At 56.5% G+C, this 17,531-nt stretch carries 15 protein-coding genes; 5 read left to right on the top strand and 10 right to left on the bottom strand.

Annotated features, from left to right (window positions below):
* From mutL to LG297_RS17090, 8 genes are all read right to left on the bottom strand, one after another.
* On the bottom strand, positions 1-1,932 hold the full coding sequence (gene mutL / locus LG297_RS17055; RefSeq protein ID WP_404422356.1) for a DNA mismatch repair endonuclease MutL: 1,932 nt from the start codon (positions 1,930-1,932) through the stop codon (positions 1-3).
* A 118-nt stretch (positions 1,933-2,050) separates the two neighbouring features.
* Positions 2,051-3,409, bottom strand: coding sequence for a M16 family metallopeptidase (locus tag LG297_RS17060; protein WP_404422358.1), 1,359 nt, complete (start codon positions 3,407-3,409; stop codon positions 2,051-2,053).
* 2 nt (positions 3,410-3,411) lie between these two features.
* Positions 3,412-4,833 carry a M16 family metallopeptidase gene (locus LG297_RS17065; RefSeq protein WP_404422360.1) on the bottom strand — a complete coding sequence of 474 codons (1,422 nt, stop codon included), beginning with the start codon at positions 4,831-4,833 and terminating at the stop codon, positions 3,412-3,414.
* A gap of 188 nt (positions 4,834-5,021) precedes the next feature.
* Complete coding sequence (locus LG297_RS17070; protein ID WP_404422362.1) at positions 5,022-5,600, bottom strand: DUF3035 domain-containing protein; 579 nt, start codon at positions 5,598-5,600, stop codon at positions 5,022-5,024.
* A 51-nt stretch (positions 5,601-5,651) separates the two neighbouring features.
* Complete coding sequence (lspA, locus tag LG297_RS17075) at positions 5,652-6,125, bottom strand: signal peptidase II (RefSeq protein WP_007090158.1); 474 nt, start codon at positions 6,123-6,125, stop codon at positions 5,652-5,654.
* A 69-nt stretch (positions 6,126-6,194) separates the two neighbouring features.
* Positions 6,195-9,035 carry an isoleucine--tRNA ligase gene (gene ileS, locus LG297_RS17080; protein ID WP_404422365.1) on the bottom strand — a complete coding sequence of 947 codons (2,841 nt, stop codon included), beginning with the start codon at positions 9,033-9,035 and terminating at the stop codon, positions 6,195-6,197.
* 103 nt (positions 9,036-9,138) lie between these two features.
* The gene (locus tag LG297_RS17085; RefSeq protein ID WP_404422367.1) at positions 9,139-10,095 is read right to left on the bottom strand and encodes a bifunctional riboflavin kinase/FAD synthetase; all 957 of its coding nucleotides are present in this window, start codon (positions 10,093-10,095) and stop codon (positions 9,139-9,141) included.
* Positions 10,096-10,215: 120 nt separating this feature from the next.
* Positions 10,216-10,644, bottom strand: a complete 429-nt coding sequence (locus LG297_RS17090) for a MaoC family dehydratase (RefSeq protein ID WP_404426963.1) — start codon at positions 10,642-10,644, stop codon at positions 10,216-10,218.
* 241 nt (positions 10,645-10,885) lie between these two features.
* Between LG297_RS17090 and LG297_RS17095 the strand changes: the two genes are divergently transcribed.
* Positions 10,886-11,677: a class I SAM-dependent methyltransferase gene (locus tag LG297_RS17095; protein WP_404422369.1), complete on the top strand. Its 792-nt coding sequence runs from the start codon at positions 10,886-10,888 to the stop codon at positions 11,675-11,677.
* A gap of 15 nt (positions 11,678-11,692) precedes the next feature.
* Here the strand turns inward: LG297_RS17095 and LG297_RS17100 are convergent, their stop codons facing one another.
* Positions 11,693-12,010 carry a hypothetical protein gene (locus LG297_RS17100; RefSeq protein ID WP_404422371.1) on the bottom strand — a complete coding sequence of 106 codons (318 nt, stop codon included), beginning with the start codon at positions 12,008-12,010 and terminating at the stop codon, positions 11,693-11,695.
* A complete protein-coding gene (locus LG297_RS17105; RefSeq protein WP_404422373.1) occupies positions 11,986-12,792 on the bottom strand; it encodes a sterol desaturase family protein in 807 nt (268 codons plus the stop codon). Before LG297_RS17105 ends, LG297_RS17100 begins: the two co-directional genes overlap by 25 nt.
* A gap of 203 nt (positions 12,793-12,995) precedes the next feature.
* Between LG297_RS17105 and LG297_RS17110 the strand changes: the two genes are divergently transcribed.
* The 4 genes from LG297_RS17110 to LG297_RS17125 all read left to right on the top strand — a co-directional run bounded on the left by LG297_RS17110 (position 12,996) and on the right by LG297_RS17125 (position 17,516).
* Complete coding sequence (locus tag LG297_RS17110; protein ID WP_404422375.1) at positions 12,996-14,024, top strand: M23 family metallopeptidase; 1,029 nt, start codon at positions 12,996-12,998, stop codon at positions 14,022-14,024.
* A 198-nt stretch (positions 14,025-14,222) separates the two neighbouring features.
* Positions 14,223-16,646, top strand: a complete 2,424-nt coding sequence (locus LG297_RS17115; protein WP_404422377.1) for an EAL domain-containing protein — start codon at positions 14,223-14,225, stop codon at positions 16,644-16,646.
* Between the two features lie 223 nt (positions 16,647-16,869).
* Entirely contained in the window at positions 16,870-16,992 is a 123-nt protein-coding gene (locus tag LG297_RS17120; protein WP_404422379.1) for a hypothetical protein, read from the top strand.
* 197 nt (positions 16,993-17,189) lie between these two features.
* Entirely contained in the window at positions 17,190-17,516 is a 327-nt protein-coding gene (locus tag LG297_RS17125) for a hypothetical protein (RefSeq protein ID WP_404422381.1), read from the top strand.
* The last annotated feature ends 15 nt before the right edge of the window (positions 17,517-17,531 follow it).

Below are 17,531 nucleotides of genomic sequence, written 5' to 3' on the forward strand. Positions count from 1 at the left end.
CTAACGCCGCCCGAACATCTTTTCGATGTCATGAAGTTTCAGTTCGACATAGGTCGGGCGGCCATGGTTGCACTGGCCTGAATGCGGGGTGGCTTCCATCTGGCGCAACAACGCATTCATTTCATCGGCATTGAGCTTCCGCCCGGATCGCACCGAACCATGGCACGCCATGGTCGCGCAGACATACATCAACCGGTCCTTAAGCGCCATTCCCTGTCCCAGTTCGGCAATCTCGTCAGCCAGATCACGCACCAGCCCGGCAACATCCACCTTGCCCAGCATGGCGGGGACTTCGCGCACCACCAGCGCACCGGGGCCAAACGGTTCGACCACCAAGCCCAGTTCGGCAAATTCTTCTGCCCTGTCCGCCACCCGTTCGGCGGATGCCTCGTCCAGTTCAATGACTTCGGGCAACAGCAATCCCTGCCGTTTGACGCCGTTTTCCGCCAGATCGGCCTTCATCCGTTCATAGACAATGCGTTCATGGGCGGCATGCTGATCAACAATCACCAAGCCGTCGCGGGTCTGGGCAATGATATAGTTTGCATGCACCTGCCCGCGCGCAGCGCCCAGCGGATGATCAACAAATTTCGCCGCGTCGGTGTCATCAATCCGTGCCGACGGGGCGGCACCGGCATACCCGCCAGCAAGCGCACTGGCGGCTGAAGCAGCAAACCCGCCATTGTCACCGCCGGTCTCGCCACCGGCAAAATCACGACCGCGATCAAACAAACCGCCATAGGACGCAGACGGTGCCTGTGCGGCAAAGTCACGCTGCACGGCGGCCAGTCCCGGATGGCTGGGTTGATAGGACCCGAAATTATATCCGCCCGATGCCGGTCGCCCGCCACCATAAGGCAAAGACGGTCCTTCGCCTTCACGCCGAACCGCACCCAGCGCCATATCGGCCACCGTGGTCGATGCCCGATGCCCCGCCCCGGCCAGCGCATGTTTCAACGCGCCAACGATCAATCCGCGCACCATGCCCGGATCACGAAACCGGACTTCGGTCTTGCCCGGATGAACGTTGACGTCAACATCACGCGGTGAAAGTTCGAAAAACAGGGCAAGCAACGGGTGACGATCCCGCGCCAGAAAATCCTGATAGGCCCCGCGCACCGCCCACTGCAACAGCCGGTCCTTGACCGGGCGGCCATTGACGAACAGGAACTGCATCTGCGCATTGCCGCGGTTCAATGTCGGCACCCCGGCATAACCGGTCAGGCGAATGCCTTCGCGCTCCGCCTCGATCTGAAGCGCGTTATCCTGAAATTCGCGGCCCATCACCGCCCCCAGCCGTTTCAGCCGCGCATCGAACAAATCGCCTTCACACGCCGGGTAATTCAAAATCTGCTTGTTGCCATCCCCCGACAGGGTAAAGCCGACATCGGGCCGGGCCATCGCCAGCCGATCCATGATTTCGCGCGCATACATCTGTTCGGTCCGCGCGGTTTTAAGAAACTTCAGCCGGGCCGGTGTGGCATAGAAAAGATCGCGTACCTCGACCCGCGTGCCGAACGGATGGGCGGCGGGTTCCGGGGCGCTTTTGGCCCCGCCTTCGACCGTCAGCGTCCAGGCATTTTCCGCCCCGCGTGTCCGGCTGGTCAGGCGCATCCGCGATACCGATCCGATCGATGGCAATGCTTCGCCGCGAAATCCCATAAACCCGATATTGAACAGATCATCATCGGGCAGTTTCGATGTCGCGTGGCGTTCAACCGCAAGGCCAAGCTCATCGGGCGTCATGCCCTTGCCATCGTCCGTCACCGACAACAGGGTCCGCCCGCCATCGCGCAAGGTTACATCAACCCGCGTCGCCCCGGCATCCAGCGCATTTTCCACCAGTTCCTTCAACGCCGCAGCCGGGCGTTCGACCACCTCACCGGCGGCAATCTGGTTGATCAGGTTCTGGGGCAGGACGCGCAGGGTCATACAGGCGATGCTCGTTTAAACAGGGTGATATTATTATGGTTGATCTGAACCTATCAAAGCACAAAGCGCGGCGAAATGCCTTTCACCGCGCTTTGCACATTTTAACGTCAGGATCGGCTTAAAACGCCAGATCTCCCTCGGGCTGCCCCACCACCGTCACGGTGACATTGGCCGGATCAAGCAGTTCCCTGGCAACCCGGTTGACGTCATCAAGGGTGACGGCCTCGACAAAGCTGTTGCGTTTATCAAGGAAGTCCATGCCCAGATCCTGCATCTGCATGCCGACCAGCATGCCCGATAGATTGCCAAGGCTGGTAAAACGCAGCGGGAAGGCCCCGGTCAGATAGGATTTGGCGTTATCGAGTTCTTCCTGCGACACGCCCTTGTCCTTCATTTTCTGCCATTCATCACCGATGATCGACAGGCTTTGGCCAATGGCATTGTTGCGCGTAGCGACCCCGCCGGTGATCAGTTCTGCCTTGTCCATATCCGCCAGATAGCTGTAAACGCCGTAGGCAAGGCCGCGTTTTTCACGCACTTCCTCGGTCAGGCGCGATGAAAAACCGCCGCCGCCAAGGATATAGTTCATGACATAGGCGGCATAGAAATCCGGGTCCTTGCGCGTAATGCCCTTCTGGCCCCAGACCGCCTGACTTTGCGGAATGTCCTGCTCGATCACCTCGACCCCGCCAAATTTCGGCGCGACCTCGGGAATGGTCGGCAAATCGCTTTTTTCCGGCAGGCTACCGAATGCCTCGTCTAACAACGGCCCCAGTTCCTCGGCCGTGATGTCGCCCGCAACCCCGATCACCAGATTGTCACGTGCCATGGCATGGCGGACAAATTCACGAAAATCATTGGCGTTCAGGCTGCTGACCGATGCAATCGTGCCCGATACCGGATTGGCATAGGGATGATCGCCAAAGATCGATTTGAAAAACGCCTTGCCGGCAATATCGCCAGGATCGGTTTCGGCCCGGCGCAGGCCCGAAATCACTTGCGAGCGGATGCGTTCTACCGCCTCGTCGTCAAAGCGCGGCTCGGACAGGGCCAGACGCAAAAGATCAACCGCCGTGTCACGTTCGCGCGTCAGCGTCACCATCGATCCGGAAAAATCATCCCGACCGGCATCAAAGGAAATGCTGATCGACCGGTCTTCCATTTCGGTGCGGAAGGTCTGGCTGTCCATTTCGCCGGCCCCCTCGTCGATCAGGCCCGACACCATATTGGCAAGGCCCCCCTTGCCTTCCGGGTCGGTCGCGGAACCGGCCCCCTTGAAGGCAAAATCAACCGTCAGAAGCGGGTTAAGGTGATCTTCGATCAGCCATGCGGTAATGCCGCCATCCGATGTGACTTCCTGTACTTCAACAGCCCTTGCATGGCTGGCAAATGACGTCATCAGCAGGGCGGCTGATGCCATCCCGAGCAAGGTTTTGCGCATTTTCATCACCGGAATTGTCTTTGCAATATAGCTCATGATCAATGCACCTCCTGCTCGCCGGTGACCGGCGCGGTTGGCATGCCGTTCACCGGGCCGCCTTCGGGCGGCTGCAACCAGCCGGTAACGGAACGTTTATCGTCAAATACGGATTTGGCAGCTTCATTGACCTGCTCGACCGTTACGGACTTGACCCGATCCGGCCAGCTTTCGACCTGATCGACGGTCAAGCCAACCGCCAGTGCCTCGCCCAGGGTACGCGCAGCCGCCGAGAGGGAGTCACGAGCGAAAACCGCACTATCGAGAAGCTTCTGCTTGGCGCGTGCCAGTTCTTCCTCGGTCACGCCATTTTCCGCAACCTTGGTAATTTCGGCATCGACCGCCTTTTCCAGATCGGCCAATTCGACACCGTCGCGCGGTACGGCATACAGGCCAAAGCTTGCCAGATCGACCGCAACCGGGTCATAAAAAGTCCCTGCGCTGGTCGCAATCGACTGATCGACAACAAGCGAGCGGAAGAAACGGCTGGTCGTGCCCGATCCAAGGATTTCGCTCAGGACCTCAAGCGGGGCGGCCTGATCGGCATTTTCGCTGTTATAGGACGGGGCCAGATAATAACGCGACATGGATGCCTGACCGACGCGCGGATCAGTCAGCGTTACCTTGCGCGGGGCATGCTGGGTCGGTTCCTTGACCCTGTGGCGGGTAGCAACATCACCTGCTGGAATGGCACCGTAATATTTTTCGGCCAGCGGTTTAAGCTGATCCATGGTGATGTCCCCTGCCACGACCAGAATGGCGTTATTGGGTGCATACCATTTACGATAAAACGCCAGCGCGTCATCGGTCGACAGGGTTTCCATTTCATTGAGCCAGCCGATGATCGACCGGCCGTAAGGGTGCGCCATATAAAGCGATGCCCGCATCTGTTCGCCAAGCAAAGCGCCGGGATTGTTATCAATCCGTGATCTGCGTTCTTCGATGATTACATCGCGTTCGGGCAAAACCACATCATCGGAAAGCTGAAGATTGGTCATGCGGTCGGCTTCCATCTGCATGACCATTTCAAGCCGGTCGCGCGCGATATTCTGGAAATATCCGGTATAGTCCCATGCGGTGAATGCATTGTCATTGCCGCCATTGCGCGCGACGATCTTGGAAAAGTCACCCGGGACGATGTCCTTCGTCCCCTTGAACATCAGATGTTCAAGGAAATGGGCGATCCCCGATACGCCTTCTGTCTCGTCGGCGGAACCGACCTTGTACCAGACCATATGGGTTACGACCGGGGCGCGGTGATTTTCCACCAGCACGACCTGCATGCCGTTATCAAGGGTCAGGGTTTGCGGGCTGAAAACCGCCGCCCCGGCCAGATGGGGGCTCAGGATCATAAGAACCGCGGCAAGCAGGCCAACAGGCCCGCGCGCAAAAATCGAAATCGGGGATCGGGTCGGAAATGTCATTCTGTCATCCCAATGCTTGAAGCAGGATCGCCAGGAAGCAGGCAGGGTGCCTGATCTATACGGCAACGGACAAGTTTTTGATTAAGAACTGAATATGACAGAACAAGGGCGCGGAAAGACCGCGCCCTGCCATAATTCGGATTTTGTTCTATTTCCGGGACAACTCACCGGAAAGTGACCGTAACACCCTAGAAGATATCTTCCAGCCAGCCTTTCTGACGGCGTTCGATGACCGGTGTTTCACCTTCGGAAACCGACTCACCCAATGCCTGCTGATCGCGGATGCGCTTGGCTTCTGCTTGCGCGTCGACCTGGGTACCGAATTCCGGCTTGTCCTGCCAGAAGATCAGCTTGTCGACGACGCTGTCGCTTTCTTCGATAAAGATCGATGTTTCACGATCAACCGTGGTGCGGATTGCCGGATCGGCATATTGCGCACCCGACTGCGACAGAAGGGCAACCTGCCCCTCGCTGCGATTGCCATCGGTGATATCGCGCTTGACCGCATCGGGGTCTTCGCCGGTCAGGATACGACGCGCCTGATCGGTGGTCGTACCGGTCTGCGGACGGGCCGCACCGGGCTCGGGCACACGCAACGTGAAATCAGGCGGCAGGCTCAGCGGTGCACGGGAAACAACCTGAAACTCGTCCGGGGCCGTTTTATTCAGACCGAACGTTTCACGCGTTGATTCACAACCGGACACGGCAAATGCCAACCCGCCCAGCAGCGCAACTTTGAAAATCGATGTCGATAGTTTCCGGGCCATTGATGCCTCTTTACCACTCAGTATCCGGCGACAAGGTCGCCAGATCAAAAATTACCTGGATGATTTTTTACCGCCAAACAGGGAATCGATCAACAAAAGGACTGCACCAATCGTAATTGCGCTGTCCGCAATGTTGAAAACCGGCCAATGATAGCCTGCCACATGCATGTCGATAAAGTCGGTTACCGCCCCGTGACGCAACCGGTCAACAAGGTTGCCAACCGCCCCGCCAACCACAAGCGCCAGCGCAATGCCCAACAACCGGTCGCGCGTCCGCCACATCCAGATCAGGAAACCGACGGTGATTGCCGCCGTCGCCAAAATCATGACCCACGGCGCCTGTCCCTGGAACAGGCCGAACGAAACCCCGCTGTTCCATGCCAGCAGGAAATTCATGAACGGCGTGACTTCGATCACACGATGCGGGTTTGACAATCCGTCAATCGCCAGCTGCTTGGTCCACTGATCGACGGCAAACACCACCGCAATAATGACCAGCCCAAAGACAAAGGCACGATGTTTCATCAACACTCTTTCTGTCTTGCCTGAACACGGTCTTCCGAATGGACAGACCCGGACCGGAAACGGGCCGCCTTATTCGGCGGCCTCGATTCCCATTTCATCAACTGCATCGGCACAGCGCAGGCACACGGTTTTGTGCACCGGGTGGCTGCCGACTTCGGGCAATGTCTGCCAGCAACGTTCGCATTTCTCGCCCTCGGCCAATGCCGGAACCACACCAACGCCTGCCACTTCCTCAAGGGTATAGGCCCCTTCGGGGGCGTCGCCGGTGATCAGTTCGACATCAGATGTGATGGCGATTTCGGCAAGATTAAGGCCATTAAGTGCTTCGACATACTCCGCCGTCGCATAGACCTTCGGCGCGGCATCAAGGCTGGCCCCGATGCGTTTTTCGGCACGTTCCAGTTCCAGCGCACCGGTTACAACGCGACGCAGCTTGCGGATTTTTTCCCACTTGGCGGCCAGCGCGTCGTTTTTCCAGCCATCCGAGATCGTGTTGAACGTCTCGGAATGCACCGAACTGTCGGCACCATAGCGCGCACGCCATGCCTCGTCGGCGGTAAAGCACAGAACCGGTGCCAGCCAGCGCACCAGACTGTCAAACACGCGGTCCATAACGGTGCGCGCCGCACGGCGTCTGGCACTGCTTGGCGCGTCGCAATAAAGCGCGTCCTTGCGGATATCGAGGTAAAACGCCGACATATCAAGCGCACAGAAGTTATGCAGTTCGATAAACAGCGTATGGAAATCGAAATCCGCCGTCGTCTTGCGCACCAGATCGTCAAGCTTGCTCAGACGATGTAGGACCCAGCGTTCCAGTTCCGGCAATTCGTTATCCGCAACCTTTTCCGCCTCGGTAAAGCCGTCAAGGTTCCCCAGCAGGAAACGCAGCGTGTTGCGCAGGCGACGATAGATATCCGAATGACGTTCGATGATCTCGTGACTGATGCGCAGGTCATCGTGATAGTCGGAACTGACCACCCAAAGACGCAGGATATCCGCACCAAGCTTGTTGATGATGTCCTGCGGCGCAATGACGTTGCCAAGCGACTTGGACATCTTGCGGCCTTCGCCGTCCAGAACGAAACCGTGCGTCAGAACCGCGTCATACGGTGCACGACCGCGCGTGCCGCACGATTCAAGCAATGAACTGTGGAACCAGCCGCGATGCTGATCCGATCCTTCAAGGTAAAGATCAGCCGGCCATTTCAGGTCCTGACGTTCTTCCAGCACAAACGCATGGGTCGAACCGGAATCAAACCAGACGTCAAGAACATCGGTGACCTGTTCGAAATCCTTGGCGTCGTATTTGTCGCCGAGGAAATATTGCGCATCGCGCGTGTACCACGCATCGGCCCCTTCGGCACAGAAGGCTTCGTAAACGCGATCAAGCACCGCCTGATCGCGGAGCGGTTCACGGGTGTTTTTATTGATGAACACCGTGATCGGAACCCCCCAGGCACGCTGGCGCGAAACGCACCAGTCCGGGCGGTTGGCAATCATCGAATGCAGGCGGTTGCGGCCGCCTTCCGGCACAAAGCGGGTTTCATCAATCGCCTTCAACGCCTTTTCGCGCAGGTCATTATCCTTCATGGAAATGAACCATTGCGGTGTGGTGCGATAAATGATCGGGGCCTTGGACCGCCACGAACACGGATAGGAGTGCTTCAGACGCCCCCGCGACAGCAACGCGCCAACCTCGACCAGCTTGGCGATGACCGCTTCGTTGGCATCGGCTTCCTTGCCATTTTCATCATAGATGCGTTTACCAGCAAACAGCGGCACGGTCGGGTAATAAGCCCCATCGCCATCAACCATCTCCGGCACTTCCAGACCATATTTCAGACCGGTCTGGTAATCGTCCGGGCCGTGCGTCGGCGCGGTATGGACAAAGCCGGTACCGGTGTCGGTCGTGACATAATCCGCTGCCAGAAGCGGCACGTCAAATTCATAACCCTGCCCACGGAACGGATGGGCAGCAATCGTACCTTCAAGGTCGGCCCCCTTGAAGGTGCCAACGACCTTGTGCCCGGTGATGCGCCCCTGCTTGCAAACGTCTTCGAGCAGATCGGCACAGATCGCCATTTTCTCACCGACCCTGGCCCAGGCTTCTTCGGCGGTTTCGGTGACTTCGATCACGACATAATCGATTTCGGCCCCGTACGAAATCGCACGGTTGCCCGGGATCGTCCAAGGGGTCGTGGTCCAGATCAGGATCGTCGCATCGGAAAGGGCGTCGACCGTGGATGAAACAACCGGGAACCGGACATGGATCGTTTTGCTGGTGTGGTCGTGATATTCGACCTCGGCCTCGGCCAGGGCGGTTTTTTCAACCACCGACCACATGACCGGCTTCGAACCCATATAGAGCGAGCCGTTCATCAGGAACTTGCCAAGTTCACGCGCGATGGAGGCCTCGGCCTTGTAATCCATGGTGACATAGGGATTGTCCCAGTCGCCCATTACGCCAAGACGTTTGAATTCCTCGCGCTGGATATCGAGCCATTTCTGGGCGAACTCGCGGCATTCCTTGCGGAATTCGGCGATGGGCACATCGTCCTTGTTCTTGCCCTTGGCACGGTACTGTTCTTCGATCTTCCATTCGATCGGAAGCCCGTGGCAATCCCAGCCCGGAACATAAACCGCGTTCTTGCCCATCATCTGCTGGGAACGGGTGATCACGTCTTTCAGGATTTTGTTGAGCGCATGACCAATATGCAAATGGCCATTGGCATAGGGCGGGCCATCATGCAGGACAAACATTTCACGATCCGCCGAAATACCGCGAATTTTGCCATAGAGATCCTCTTTCGCCCACTGTTCCAGCAGGGTCGGCTCCATCTTTGGCAAACCCGCCCGCATCGGAAAATCGGTCTTGGGCAGGATAACGGTCTTTTTGTATTCGACACTCATCGTGACGGTCCTGTCGTCTTTAAACAAATTACAAGGGCGAACCCCCGGTGATACTGGCTGCCCCCTTAAAGGCGCGCGGATCATAACGGGTTCGTCGACAAATTCAAATCTTGCCGAGAATCTCTTTGGCGGCAATCACATCCGCAGCGATCCGGGCTTTCAGTGCATCAAGCCCGTCAAACTTCTGTTCACCCCGGATAAAGCCGTGCAAACGCACGCGAACGCGACGGCCATAGATGTCCTGATCGAAATCGAACAGGTGGGCTTCAAGCCCGGCATCCACATCCCCGCCAAAGCTGGGGCGAACACCAATATTTGCGACTCCGTCGATCCAGCGTTCGACGGTTTCGTTGTTTTCTTCCGACACCAGTCCAAGCTGGACGGCATAAACACCGAATTTCGGGCGCAGGTGATTGCCAAGCGCCACATTGGCCGTCGGGAAGCCAATCTTCCGGCCGCGCTGATCACCCTTGATCACCACACCGGCCACTTCCCAAGGGCGCCCCAGCAAATGGGTCGCATCCTGCGGGCGGCCATCACGCAATGCCTGCCGGATCGCGGTCGACGAATAAATAATGCCATTGTCATGCGTCACCGGTTCAATCGCGGTCACGCCAAAACCGGATTTTTCGCCAATCTGACGCAGCAGATCGACATTGCCCGCCCGGCCCTTGCCAAAGCAGAAATCCCAACCGACCACGACATGGCGCACGCCAAGCCCCTTGACCAGAATGCGTTCGATAAACTCTTCGGCGCTCATCGCGGCAAAATCGCGATTGAACTCGGCTTCGAAAAACAGATCAATATCCAGATCGGACGCCGCCGTAATCCGATCATCGGCCGATGTCAGGCGGAAGGGCGGTTCGCCCGCCCGAAACAGCATCCGGGGATGGGGTTCGAACGTAAGTATCCCCAAGGGCGCATCAAGGTCACGAGCGATCTTGCGCGCATGATCCAGCAACGTCTGATGGCCCAGATGAAGGCCGTCAAAATTACCAATCGCGACGACCGCACCGCGTGCGTCATCTGTCAGATCATCAAAAGATCGAAAAACGCGCATCCGCGCCGGTCTCTCTTTTTTGCTCGTCATCATGCCAGCAGATCGCATATCCGCACGGTCCAGCGGGCAGCTATAAAGCGCGCAAGCCCGAAGCGTAAAGACTTTTCCGACAAAAGATGCTTATTGGCGCGACGGCACCATCACCATCGCCTCGCCCGCGATCACGCATTTATCACCGACATAGCAATTGGTTTCCAGAACCACGCGGCGTTTGGGCGCGATGATTTCGCGTATCGTCACCTTGGCCGTCACCGTATCGCCAATCCGCACCGGTGCCTTGAACTGCAGATTCTGCGACAGGTAAATCGTGCCGGGGCCCGGCATCCGCGTACCAAGCACGGTGGATATGAAACCGGCTGACAGCATACCATGCGCAATGCGGCCCTCGAACATCGTGGTTTCGGCAAATTCCTGATTAAGATGAACCGGATTGGTATCGCCGGATAATCCGGCAAACATCACGATATCGGTTTCCGTCACGGTTTTGGCGTAACTGCCGACCATGCCGATCTCGATATCCTCAAGATACAGTCCTTCCAGTCCGTTCATCTCTCTCATTTCCTGACTTTCCTTGCCTGTTTCTGATCGCCACGCCTGACTTCTGATTTATTTTTGCGGCGCAGCATTCGCAATATTATTTCGTGTTTTCTTTTTTCGGCAATGGGTAATTGGTTTAACAGGGTAATTTCACCGGCTTGCCATATCTGGCATACTTGCCCAAATGGGAACTTCCGTCCTGCACCGTCACGGTGCAAACTGCCCCCGGAACAACAAATTGCGGAAAACGTCCATGAATGCGACCACTGCCGACATCTATGAAATCGCCATGGGCCGATGGAGCCGCCGCCTGTCGCGCAGCTTTCTTGATTTCGTTGCCGCACCGTCCTGCGGTTCGCTGATTGATGTCGGTTGCGGCACCGGCAGCCTGACACTCGCGGCTGCCACGCGCTATCCCAATGCCCGGATTGTCGGGGTGGATTTAATCCCTGATTACCTGTCCGAGGCCTTGCTCAGTGCGGCCGCCAATGTCAGCTTCGAAACCGGGGATGCAAGCAACCTGCCCTTTGCCGATGACAGCTTCGACACCGCCTTTTCGCAATTGCTGTTAAACGATCTGGATGGTCCGGCAGGGGCTGTTTCGGAAATGGTTCGCATCACCAAACCAGGCGGGCGGATTGCCGCCAGTGTCTGGGACCGCGCCGGGGGGTTATCCTTTATCCGCCTGTTTCTGGATGCTGCCGCGGTTGTCGCCTATCCATCAGGCGACGAATTACGCAGCAGGATTTTCGACATCCCCTATCAAAGCGAAGACGCGCTTTTTGATCTTTGGTCCGATGCGGGTTTGCGCGATGTCGATACTGCAACCCTGTCGATCCGCATGGATTTTCTGGATTTCGAAGATTACTGGCAGTCGCTTCTGGGCGCGCACAGCCTGATCCGCGATTTCTTCACCAATCTTGATCCCGAACTGGCCCTGCAACTGCGCACCGCAACCGCACGGTCCTATCTCGGGGGCAAGGATGACGGCCGCCGGTCGCTGGTGGCGTCCGCCATGGTTGTGCGCGGGATCGTCGGGGAATAAACCCATAAAGGACGTTCAATCCGGGTCGTCTGCATCCGCGATTTCCCGACGTATCAGAACCATGCCCGTTGCGTCCACTTCAAACAGGGTCGCATCCAGCAACCGAACCGCCCCGCCATCGGCAAGCGTCCAGTATCGTGCGCCGGGATAACGCCGCAAACCGCGTTCCGTCATGGTTTCAAGCATGTAACGCCATGCAATGACCTCAACCGAGTTGCCGTTTTCATCAACGCAGTCAAAATGATCAAGCTTTTGGCAAAGGGCGGTTCTGCCCCGGGCGTTACTTCTGCCATCAATCCCTGTTCCGTCTATGACCGGCGAAATGGCATCCAAAGCACTCCCCAAAGACTTTGGCTGCGTTTGTCGCGAAATTCGTTCAGTCCGATCTGCATGTCGTGATCGCTGGTCTTTGTTTGATCGACATAGCTGACAAACAGCCGGTCCCAGACCGACAGGATGTTTCCATAATTGCTGTTGGTTTCGTCCGGCACGCTGGAATGATGTACCCGGTGCATGTCGGGCGTCACAATCAATCGGCGCAACAGCCGGTCAAACGCGCCTGGCAAATGGACATTTCCATGATTGAACAATGCAAAACCGCTTAACGCGCTTTCATAAATCACCACCGCCCACGGGTCGGCACCCAGCAAGACAACAAACAACGATTTATAGATAGCGGATGCCAAAATCTCGAACGGGTGAAACCGCACCGCAGTCGACACATCAAATTCGGTATCGCAATGATGTACCCGATGAAACCGCCAGAAAAGCGGCACGATATGGGTCAGTCGGTGCTGCCAGTAAACCGCACAATCCAGAACAACAATCGCAATCAACCCGCCAATCCATCCGGGCAGGCCCATTAAATCCTCGGCCTGATTGATCACGCCCCAGCCCTGTTGTTCGGCCAGGATGGCGGTGGCAATCATCGCCGCCCCGACGGTAAACCGGCTTAACGCAGCCCCCAGCAACAGCAAACCGAAATTGGTCAGCCAGCGCAAAGGATTGCGAAGACCACCCGCCGGACGATAGGGAACAAGCGCCTCCCACAAGGCCATAACGGCAAGGATGGCGGCAAAAATACCCAGTCTCAGAAGTCCGGCCTGTTGATCCATCTTGTTCCTGCCACGACGGGTCACGGTGACCAATATGCGATGCGCACTGTGTCTTTATGGTCATAACCGATCATATTGAAACAATACAGTACCTTGCCCATCGCAAGTCGATCACCATTATGTTAGATGAAGGATGTGTGACGAAGCTGCCCCGCGGGTCGTCGATTAATAATCGATAATCGGGGCCCCCGCAGGAGGATTTGATGGGTCAGGCGACAGGACGTTTTGCGGCAATGCTGTTCGGGACTTTGGTCCTCGTGCCGTTCGCCACAGTTGCCCGTGCTGATGGCCCGCCCTTTGACCTCCCGGTCGATTGCCCCTATGGGCAGTGCGATGTGGTCCATTATGTCGACCATGATCCCGGCCCCGAAATTCGCGATTTCGCGTGCGGCACAACCACCTATGAAGGCCATCGCGGCACCGACTTTTCCATTCCTGACGAAGCCACCATGATTGGCGGGGTCGCGGTTAATGCGGTTGCGGCGGGCACCGTGATTGCCACCCGTGACGGGGTCGAGGATATCGACGCCGGGCGGTTGGTCGGTGATGCGCTTAAGGGGATTGAATGCGGCAACGGCATTCTGATCAATCATGATGACGGTTGGCAAAGCCAGTATTGCCATCTGCGTCGCGGGTCGCTTGCCATCAAAAAAGGCGACCGTGTCGAACGCGGCCAGACCATCGGACTGATCGGCATGTCCGGTCAGGCAACCTTCCCGCATCTGCATTTCAACCTGCGCAAGGATAACCAGCTTGTCGATCCGTTCAGCGGCACGGTAATGGGCGCTGCAACCCCCAAGGATTGTAATGCGGATAATGCCGTTCTCTGGACCGAAACCGCACAAAAGCAGATGTCCTATCGGGCGATCACGCTTTATGCGACCGGCTTTTCATCGGCCAAACCCAATCCGACCGACATCAAGCGCGGTTACGGCAAAAGCAGCGAACTGCCTGCCACCAGTCCCGGCCTTTATTTCTGGGCTTACCTGATCGGGGCCAGCAACGGTGATGTCGTTCGCCTGCGAATGGATGGCCCGAACGGCATTGGTGGCCATCGTGATTTCACCATCAATGTCGAAGACGACAACGGCCCGCGCGCCAAATGGTTTTACGTCAATATCAACCGGCCCGGCGACCGTTGGCCTGCCGGTGCCTATCGCGGCGAAGTCACCTTTACCCGCCCCGGTCAACCCGCCCGGGAAATCGGTATTGCCGACATCACAATCGACTAGAAACCGTCAATCTGCCCAAATGGCCTCCGCCGGAAACGGGACGGAACAGGTCTGTTTTGGATAATATAACGTAACCATATGATTATGGGATGCGCGGAATATGCATGCATATTCCGCATACCCGTTCTAGGATCGATTTAACTTATAATGATATTAAACAACAAAGCCTGTAACCAGACTGCTTCGAATGGCGAGTGAATGTATCGAGTTCTCGATTGCCTGACCACACAGCATAATCCGTGGCTTGTCCTGATCGCGGTTTTGCTGTGCCTTGGCGGCGTCCAAACAGCATTTAACCTGTACAGCCGCGCCTGTGTCGGTCGCCTTCGGCAAAAGCTGAGCTGGTTGTTCCTGACCGGCGTTGTGACCGGATGCGCAATATGGGCCACCCATTTCGTTGCGATGCTGGCCTATGACCCGGTATTGCCCGTCGGCTATAATCCCGGTCTGACCATCCTGTCGCTTTTGATTGCGATTGTTGCAACCTTCATCGGCTTTACCATTCCCGGCATCGCGACACAGAACCTTGTTCTGGCGCGCATGATCGGCGGTCTTGTGGTCGGCCTTGGTATCTCGGCCATGCACTTTACCGGAATGGCTGCCATGCGGGTTCCGGGCGTCATAAGCTGGCACATGGATATTGTCATCGCAGCCATTCTGATGGGGGCTGTATTTGGCATGATCACGCTGGTGATCGCGGGCATGGCACAGACGATGCGCGAAAAAACCTATGGCAAAATTGGCCTGACCATCGCCATTGTCACCATGCATTTCAGTGCTATGGGGGCATTGATCATCACCCCCGACCCGACCATCCCTGTCCCGGCACAAATCATTTCCAAAGACAATCTGGCACTGGCCGTTGCCATGATTGCCGCCCTGGTCATCGGCATCGGTTTTGTCATGGCGATGATCGACCGGCAATTGCGTGAAAATGCATCGGCCCGCATGCGCATCTTTGGCGATTCCGCGATCGAGGCACTGGTAATGACCCAGAACGGCATCATCGTCGATGCCAATCACAGTTTTCTGAAGCTCATCAAAGGTAAAACCGAAACGATATCAGGTCTCGATTTCATCGAAAGGTGGCTGCCCGATGTTTCGCCTGCATTCCGCGACGGGGCAGAACATTATACCGAAACCGGTCTTGTGCTGAGTCCCGGCCATACGATCCCGGTCGAAGTCATCCGTCGCGATCTGCCGGCCGACGAGTTTTCCCAGGATGCAGTGATCTATGCGCTCCGCGATTTGCGTGCACGCTACGAGGCCGAACGTCATATCCGCTATCTTGCCGAACATGATGCCCTGACCAAACTTCTGAACCGGGCAACCTTCCATGACCGTCTGGCGCGCGCAATCGAACAGGCGGCCGTCACCGGCAATCCCGTTTCGGTTCTGTGTATCGATCTGGATCATTTCAAGGAACTGAACGACACTTATGGTCATATCGCGGGTGATCATGCGTTGCGTGAAGTCGGTGAACGCATCCACAAGCTGCTTGACGACAACATCGTCTATGCACGTGTCGGCGGAGACGAGTTCGTCGCCATGATCATCCATGACAGCCCGGATCATGATGCCAAGATTGCCGCAGCACGCGACAAGGCACAGGCACTGCTTGATTGCCTCAGCGTTCCGATTTTCCTCAATCCCGGCAACTCGGCCCGGATCGCGGCCAGTGTCGGCATCGCCCATTACCCGCAGGATGGCGACGATATCGAAAGCATCATGTTCCATGCCGACCTTGCGATGTATCGCGTCAAGCAGGGCGGAGGCAATCATCTGGTATTCTTCTCGCCGGAAATGGATGACGAATACCGATACAAGCGCCAACTTTCCGGTGCGCTTCGCCATGCGATGGATGAAAATGCGCTGGAACTGCATTATCAGCCTCAATGCAACGCCCAAAGCGGCAGGATCATGGGGTTCGAAGCATTGCTGCGCTGGCATCATCCCGAACTCGGTCAGATATCGCCCGCGCATTTCATCCCGATTGCCGAGGAAACCGGCCTGATCAATCCACTTGGCGAATGGGTTCTGCGCAAGGCCTGTGAAGAAGCCGTCATCTGGAAAAATCCGCTGGGCATTGCTGTCAACCTTTCCGCGGTTCAGTTACAAAATCTCGACCTTGCCCAAACGGTTGCCGATATCCTTTCCGATACCGGGCTCGCGTCGGATCGGCTTGAACTGGAAATCACCGAAACCGCACTTATTCACAATGCATCAAGGTCGCGGAAAATTCTGAACGAGATCAAGGCACTTGGCGTGCGCATCGCCATGGACGATTTCGGCACCGGCTATTCATCGCTTGCGACCCTGCAAAACTTCCCGGTCGACCGGATAAAGATCGACCAGTCCTTTATCGCGCGTTTGATGGCAAGCGAACAGGCGGTGGCGATCGTCCGTGCCGTGATCAATCTTGGCCGCGACCTTAAACTCGAAGTCATCGCCGAAGGGGTCGAGACCGAGGATCAGGTCGCCTTCCTGACCGCCAACGATTGCGATGCGGTTCAGGGATATAAATACGGCCATCCCCGTCCGATCCGCGACTATCACACCACCGTCAACGCGCAGGACGTCGCGGCGCAACATGCCGATATCGCGGGAATCGGCAGCAACTGAGCCACTCACGGCTGCCGATTCTTGCATTTTTATGCAACGCACCATCAACCCCCGGTTATTTGTGACCGAAATTGGTACAGAAAAGCTGGTCTTTTCCATCAGGTTGAAAGTTTTTTGACGTTTTTCAAAGGACAGCCCTTGTATCCGGGGCTCATGCCTGCCTATATTTCCTGAGTGCGCCGTGTGGCGCATTAAAAGATACCTGTCATAAGACGGAGTAAAAATGATGAATAAGCGCAAAGCCGTTGCTATCGCCGTTGCCCGTGAACAGCAGATTGCCCGTTCGATGGAAATCCTGTTTGCCGGTACCATTCTGGCTGTGATTGCATCGCTTCTGATTCTCTGATCAACTTTCTTACGCGCTTCATCATCTGAACGGTCGTTAGCCATCCCGGATAACGACCCGAATGTTCAAGAACATTTTCATGAACAAAAATCGCCTTTTCATCGTTGCCATTACGCGAATTATCAGCCCGGCGGTCTGAGGACCCCGGGACGTGTCTTTTCGCCTGTTGGATACAATGAAAATGTGTGTGCATTGTCATGACCGATCATGCCTTTCTCGCGCCGCTTGAAAGCGCGCAGCCGACCAAATCCGTTTATTGTTTCGCCGTTCACGCCGCCGCAGAACCCGATGTGATGCCGCGTGTGCTTGAACTGTTTTCCAAACGCAATCTTGTCCCGGCAAGCTGGCATTCCACCATCGCCAATGGTCATGCCGGTTTCAGCGAACTGCAAATCGATATCCAGATTCAGCAGCTTGAAACCAAAGTTGCCGAACATATCGCGCGGTGCCTGCGTCAGATCGTCCATGTCAATACAGTGCTGACCTCGGAAAAAGGTTATTCAAATTCGGCACTTGGCGCATAGGCTTTGACATCTTAG

Origin of the sequence: Thalassospira australica (genome assembly GCF_044790785.1) — a bacterium.
GTDB lineage: Bacteria > Pseudomonadota > Alphaproteobacteria > Rhodospirillales > Thalassospiraceae > Thalassospira > Thalassospira australica_A.

Excerpts from the sequence above, each read along its gene's own strand:
- mutL (WP_404422356.1), bottom strand. The coding sequence starts at position 1,932 with ATGACCCTGCGCGTCCTGCCCCAGAACCTGATCAACCAGATTGCCGCC.
- LG297_RS17060 (WP_404422358.1), bottom strand. The coding sequence starts at position 3,409 with ATGAGCTATATTGCAAAGACAATTCCGGTGATGAAAATGCGCAAAACC.
- LG297_RS17065 (WP_404422360.1), bottom strand. The coding sequence starts at position 4,833 with ATGACATTTCCGACCCGATCCCCGATTTCGATTTTTGCGCGCGGGCCT.
- LG297_RS17070 (WP_404422362.1), bottom strand. The coding sequence starts at position 5,600 with ATGGCCCGGAAACTATCGACATCGATTTTCAAAGTTGCGCTGCTGGGC.
- lspA (WP_007090158.1), bottom strand. The coding sequence starts at position 6,125 with ATGAAACATCGTGCCTTTGTCTTTGGGCTGGTCATTATTGCGGTGGTG.
- ileS (WP_404422365.1), bottom strand. The coding sequence starts at position 9,035 with ATGAGTGTCGAATACAAAAAGACCGTTATCCTGCCCAAGACCGATTTT.
- LG297_RS17085 (WP_404422367.1), bottom strand. The coding sequence starts at position 10,095 with ATGCGCGTTTTTCGATCTTTTGATGATCTGACAGATGACGCACGCGGT.
- LG297_RS17090 (WP_404426963.1), bottom strand. The coding sequence starts at position 10,644 with ATGAACGGACTGGAAGGACTGTATCTTGAGGATATCGAGATCGGCATG.
- LG297_RS17095 (WP_404422369.1), top strand. The coding sequence starts at position 10,886 with ATGAATGCGACCACTGCCGACATCTATGAAATCGCCATGGGCCGATGG.
- LG297_RS17105 (WP_404422373.1), bottom strand. The coding sequence starts at position 12,792 with ATGGATCAACAGGCCGGACTTCTGAGACTGGGTATTTTTGCCGCCATC.
- LG297_RS17110 (WP_404422375.1), top strand. The coding sequence starts at position 12,996 with ATGGGTCAGGCGACAGGACGTTTTGCGGCAATGCTGTTCGGGACTTTG.
- LG297_RS17115 (WP_404422377.1), top strand. The coding sequence starts at position 14,223 with ATGTATCGAGTTCTCGATTGCCTGACCACACAGCATAATCCGTGGCTT.
- LG297_RS17120 (WP_404422379.1), top strand. The coding sequence starts at position 16,870 with ATGATGAATAAGCGCAAAGCCGTTGCTATCGCCGTTGCCCGTGAACAG.
- LG297_RS17125 (WP_404422381.1), top strand. The coding sequence starts at position 17,190 with ATGACCGATCATGCCTTTCTCGCGCCGCTTGAAAGCGCGCAGCCGACC.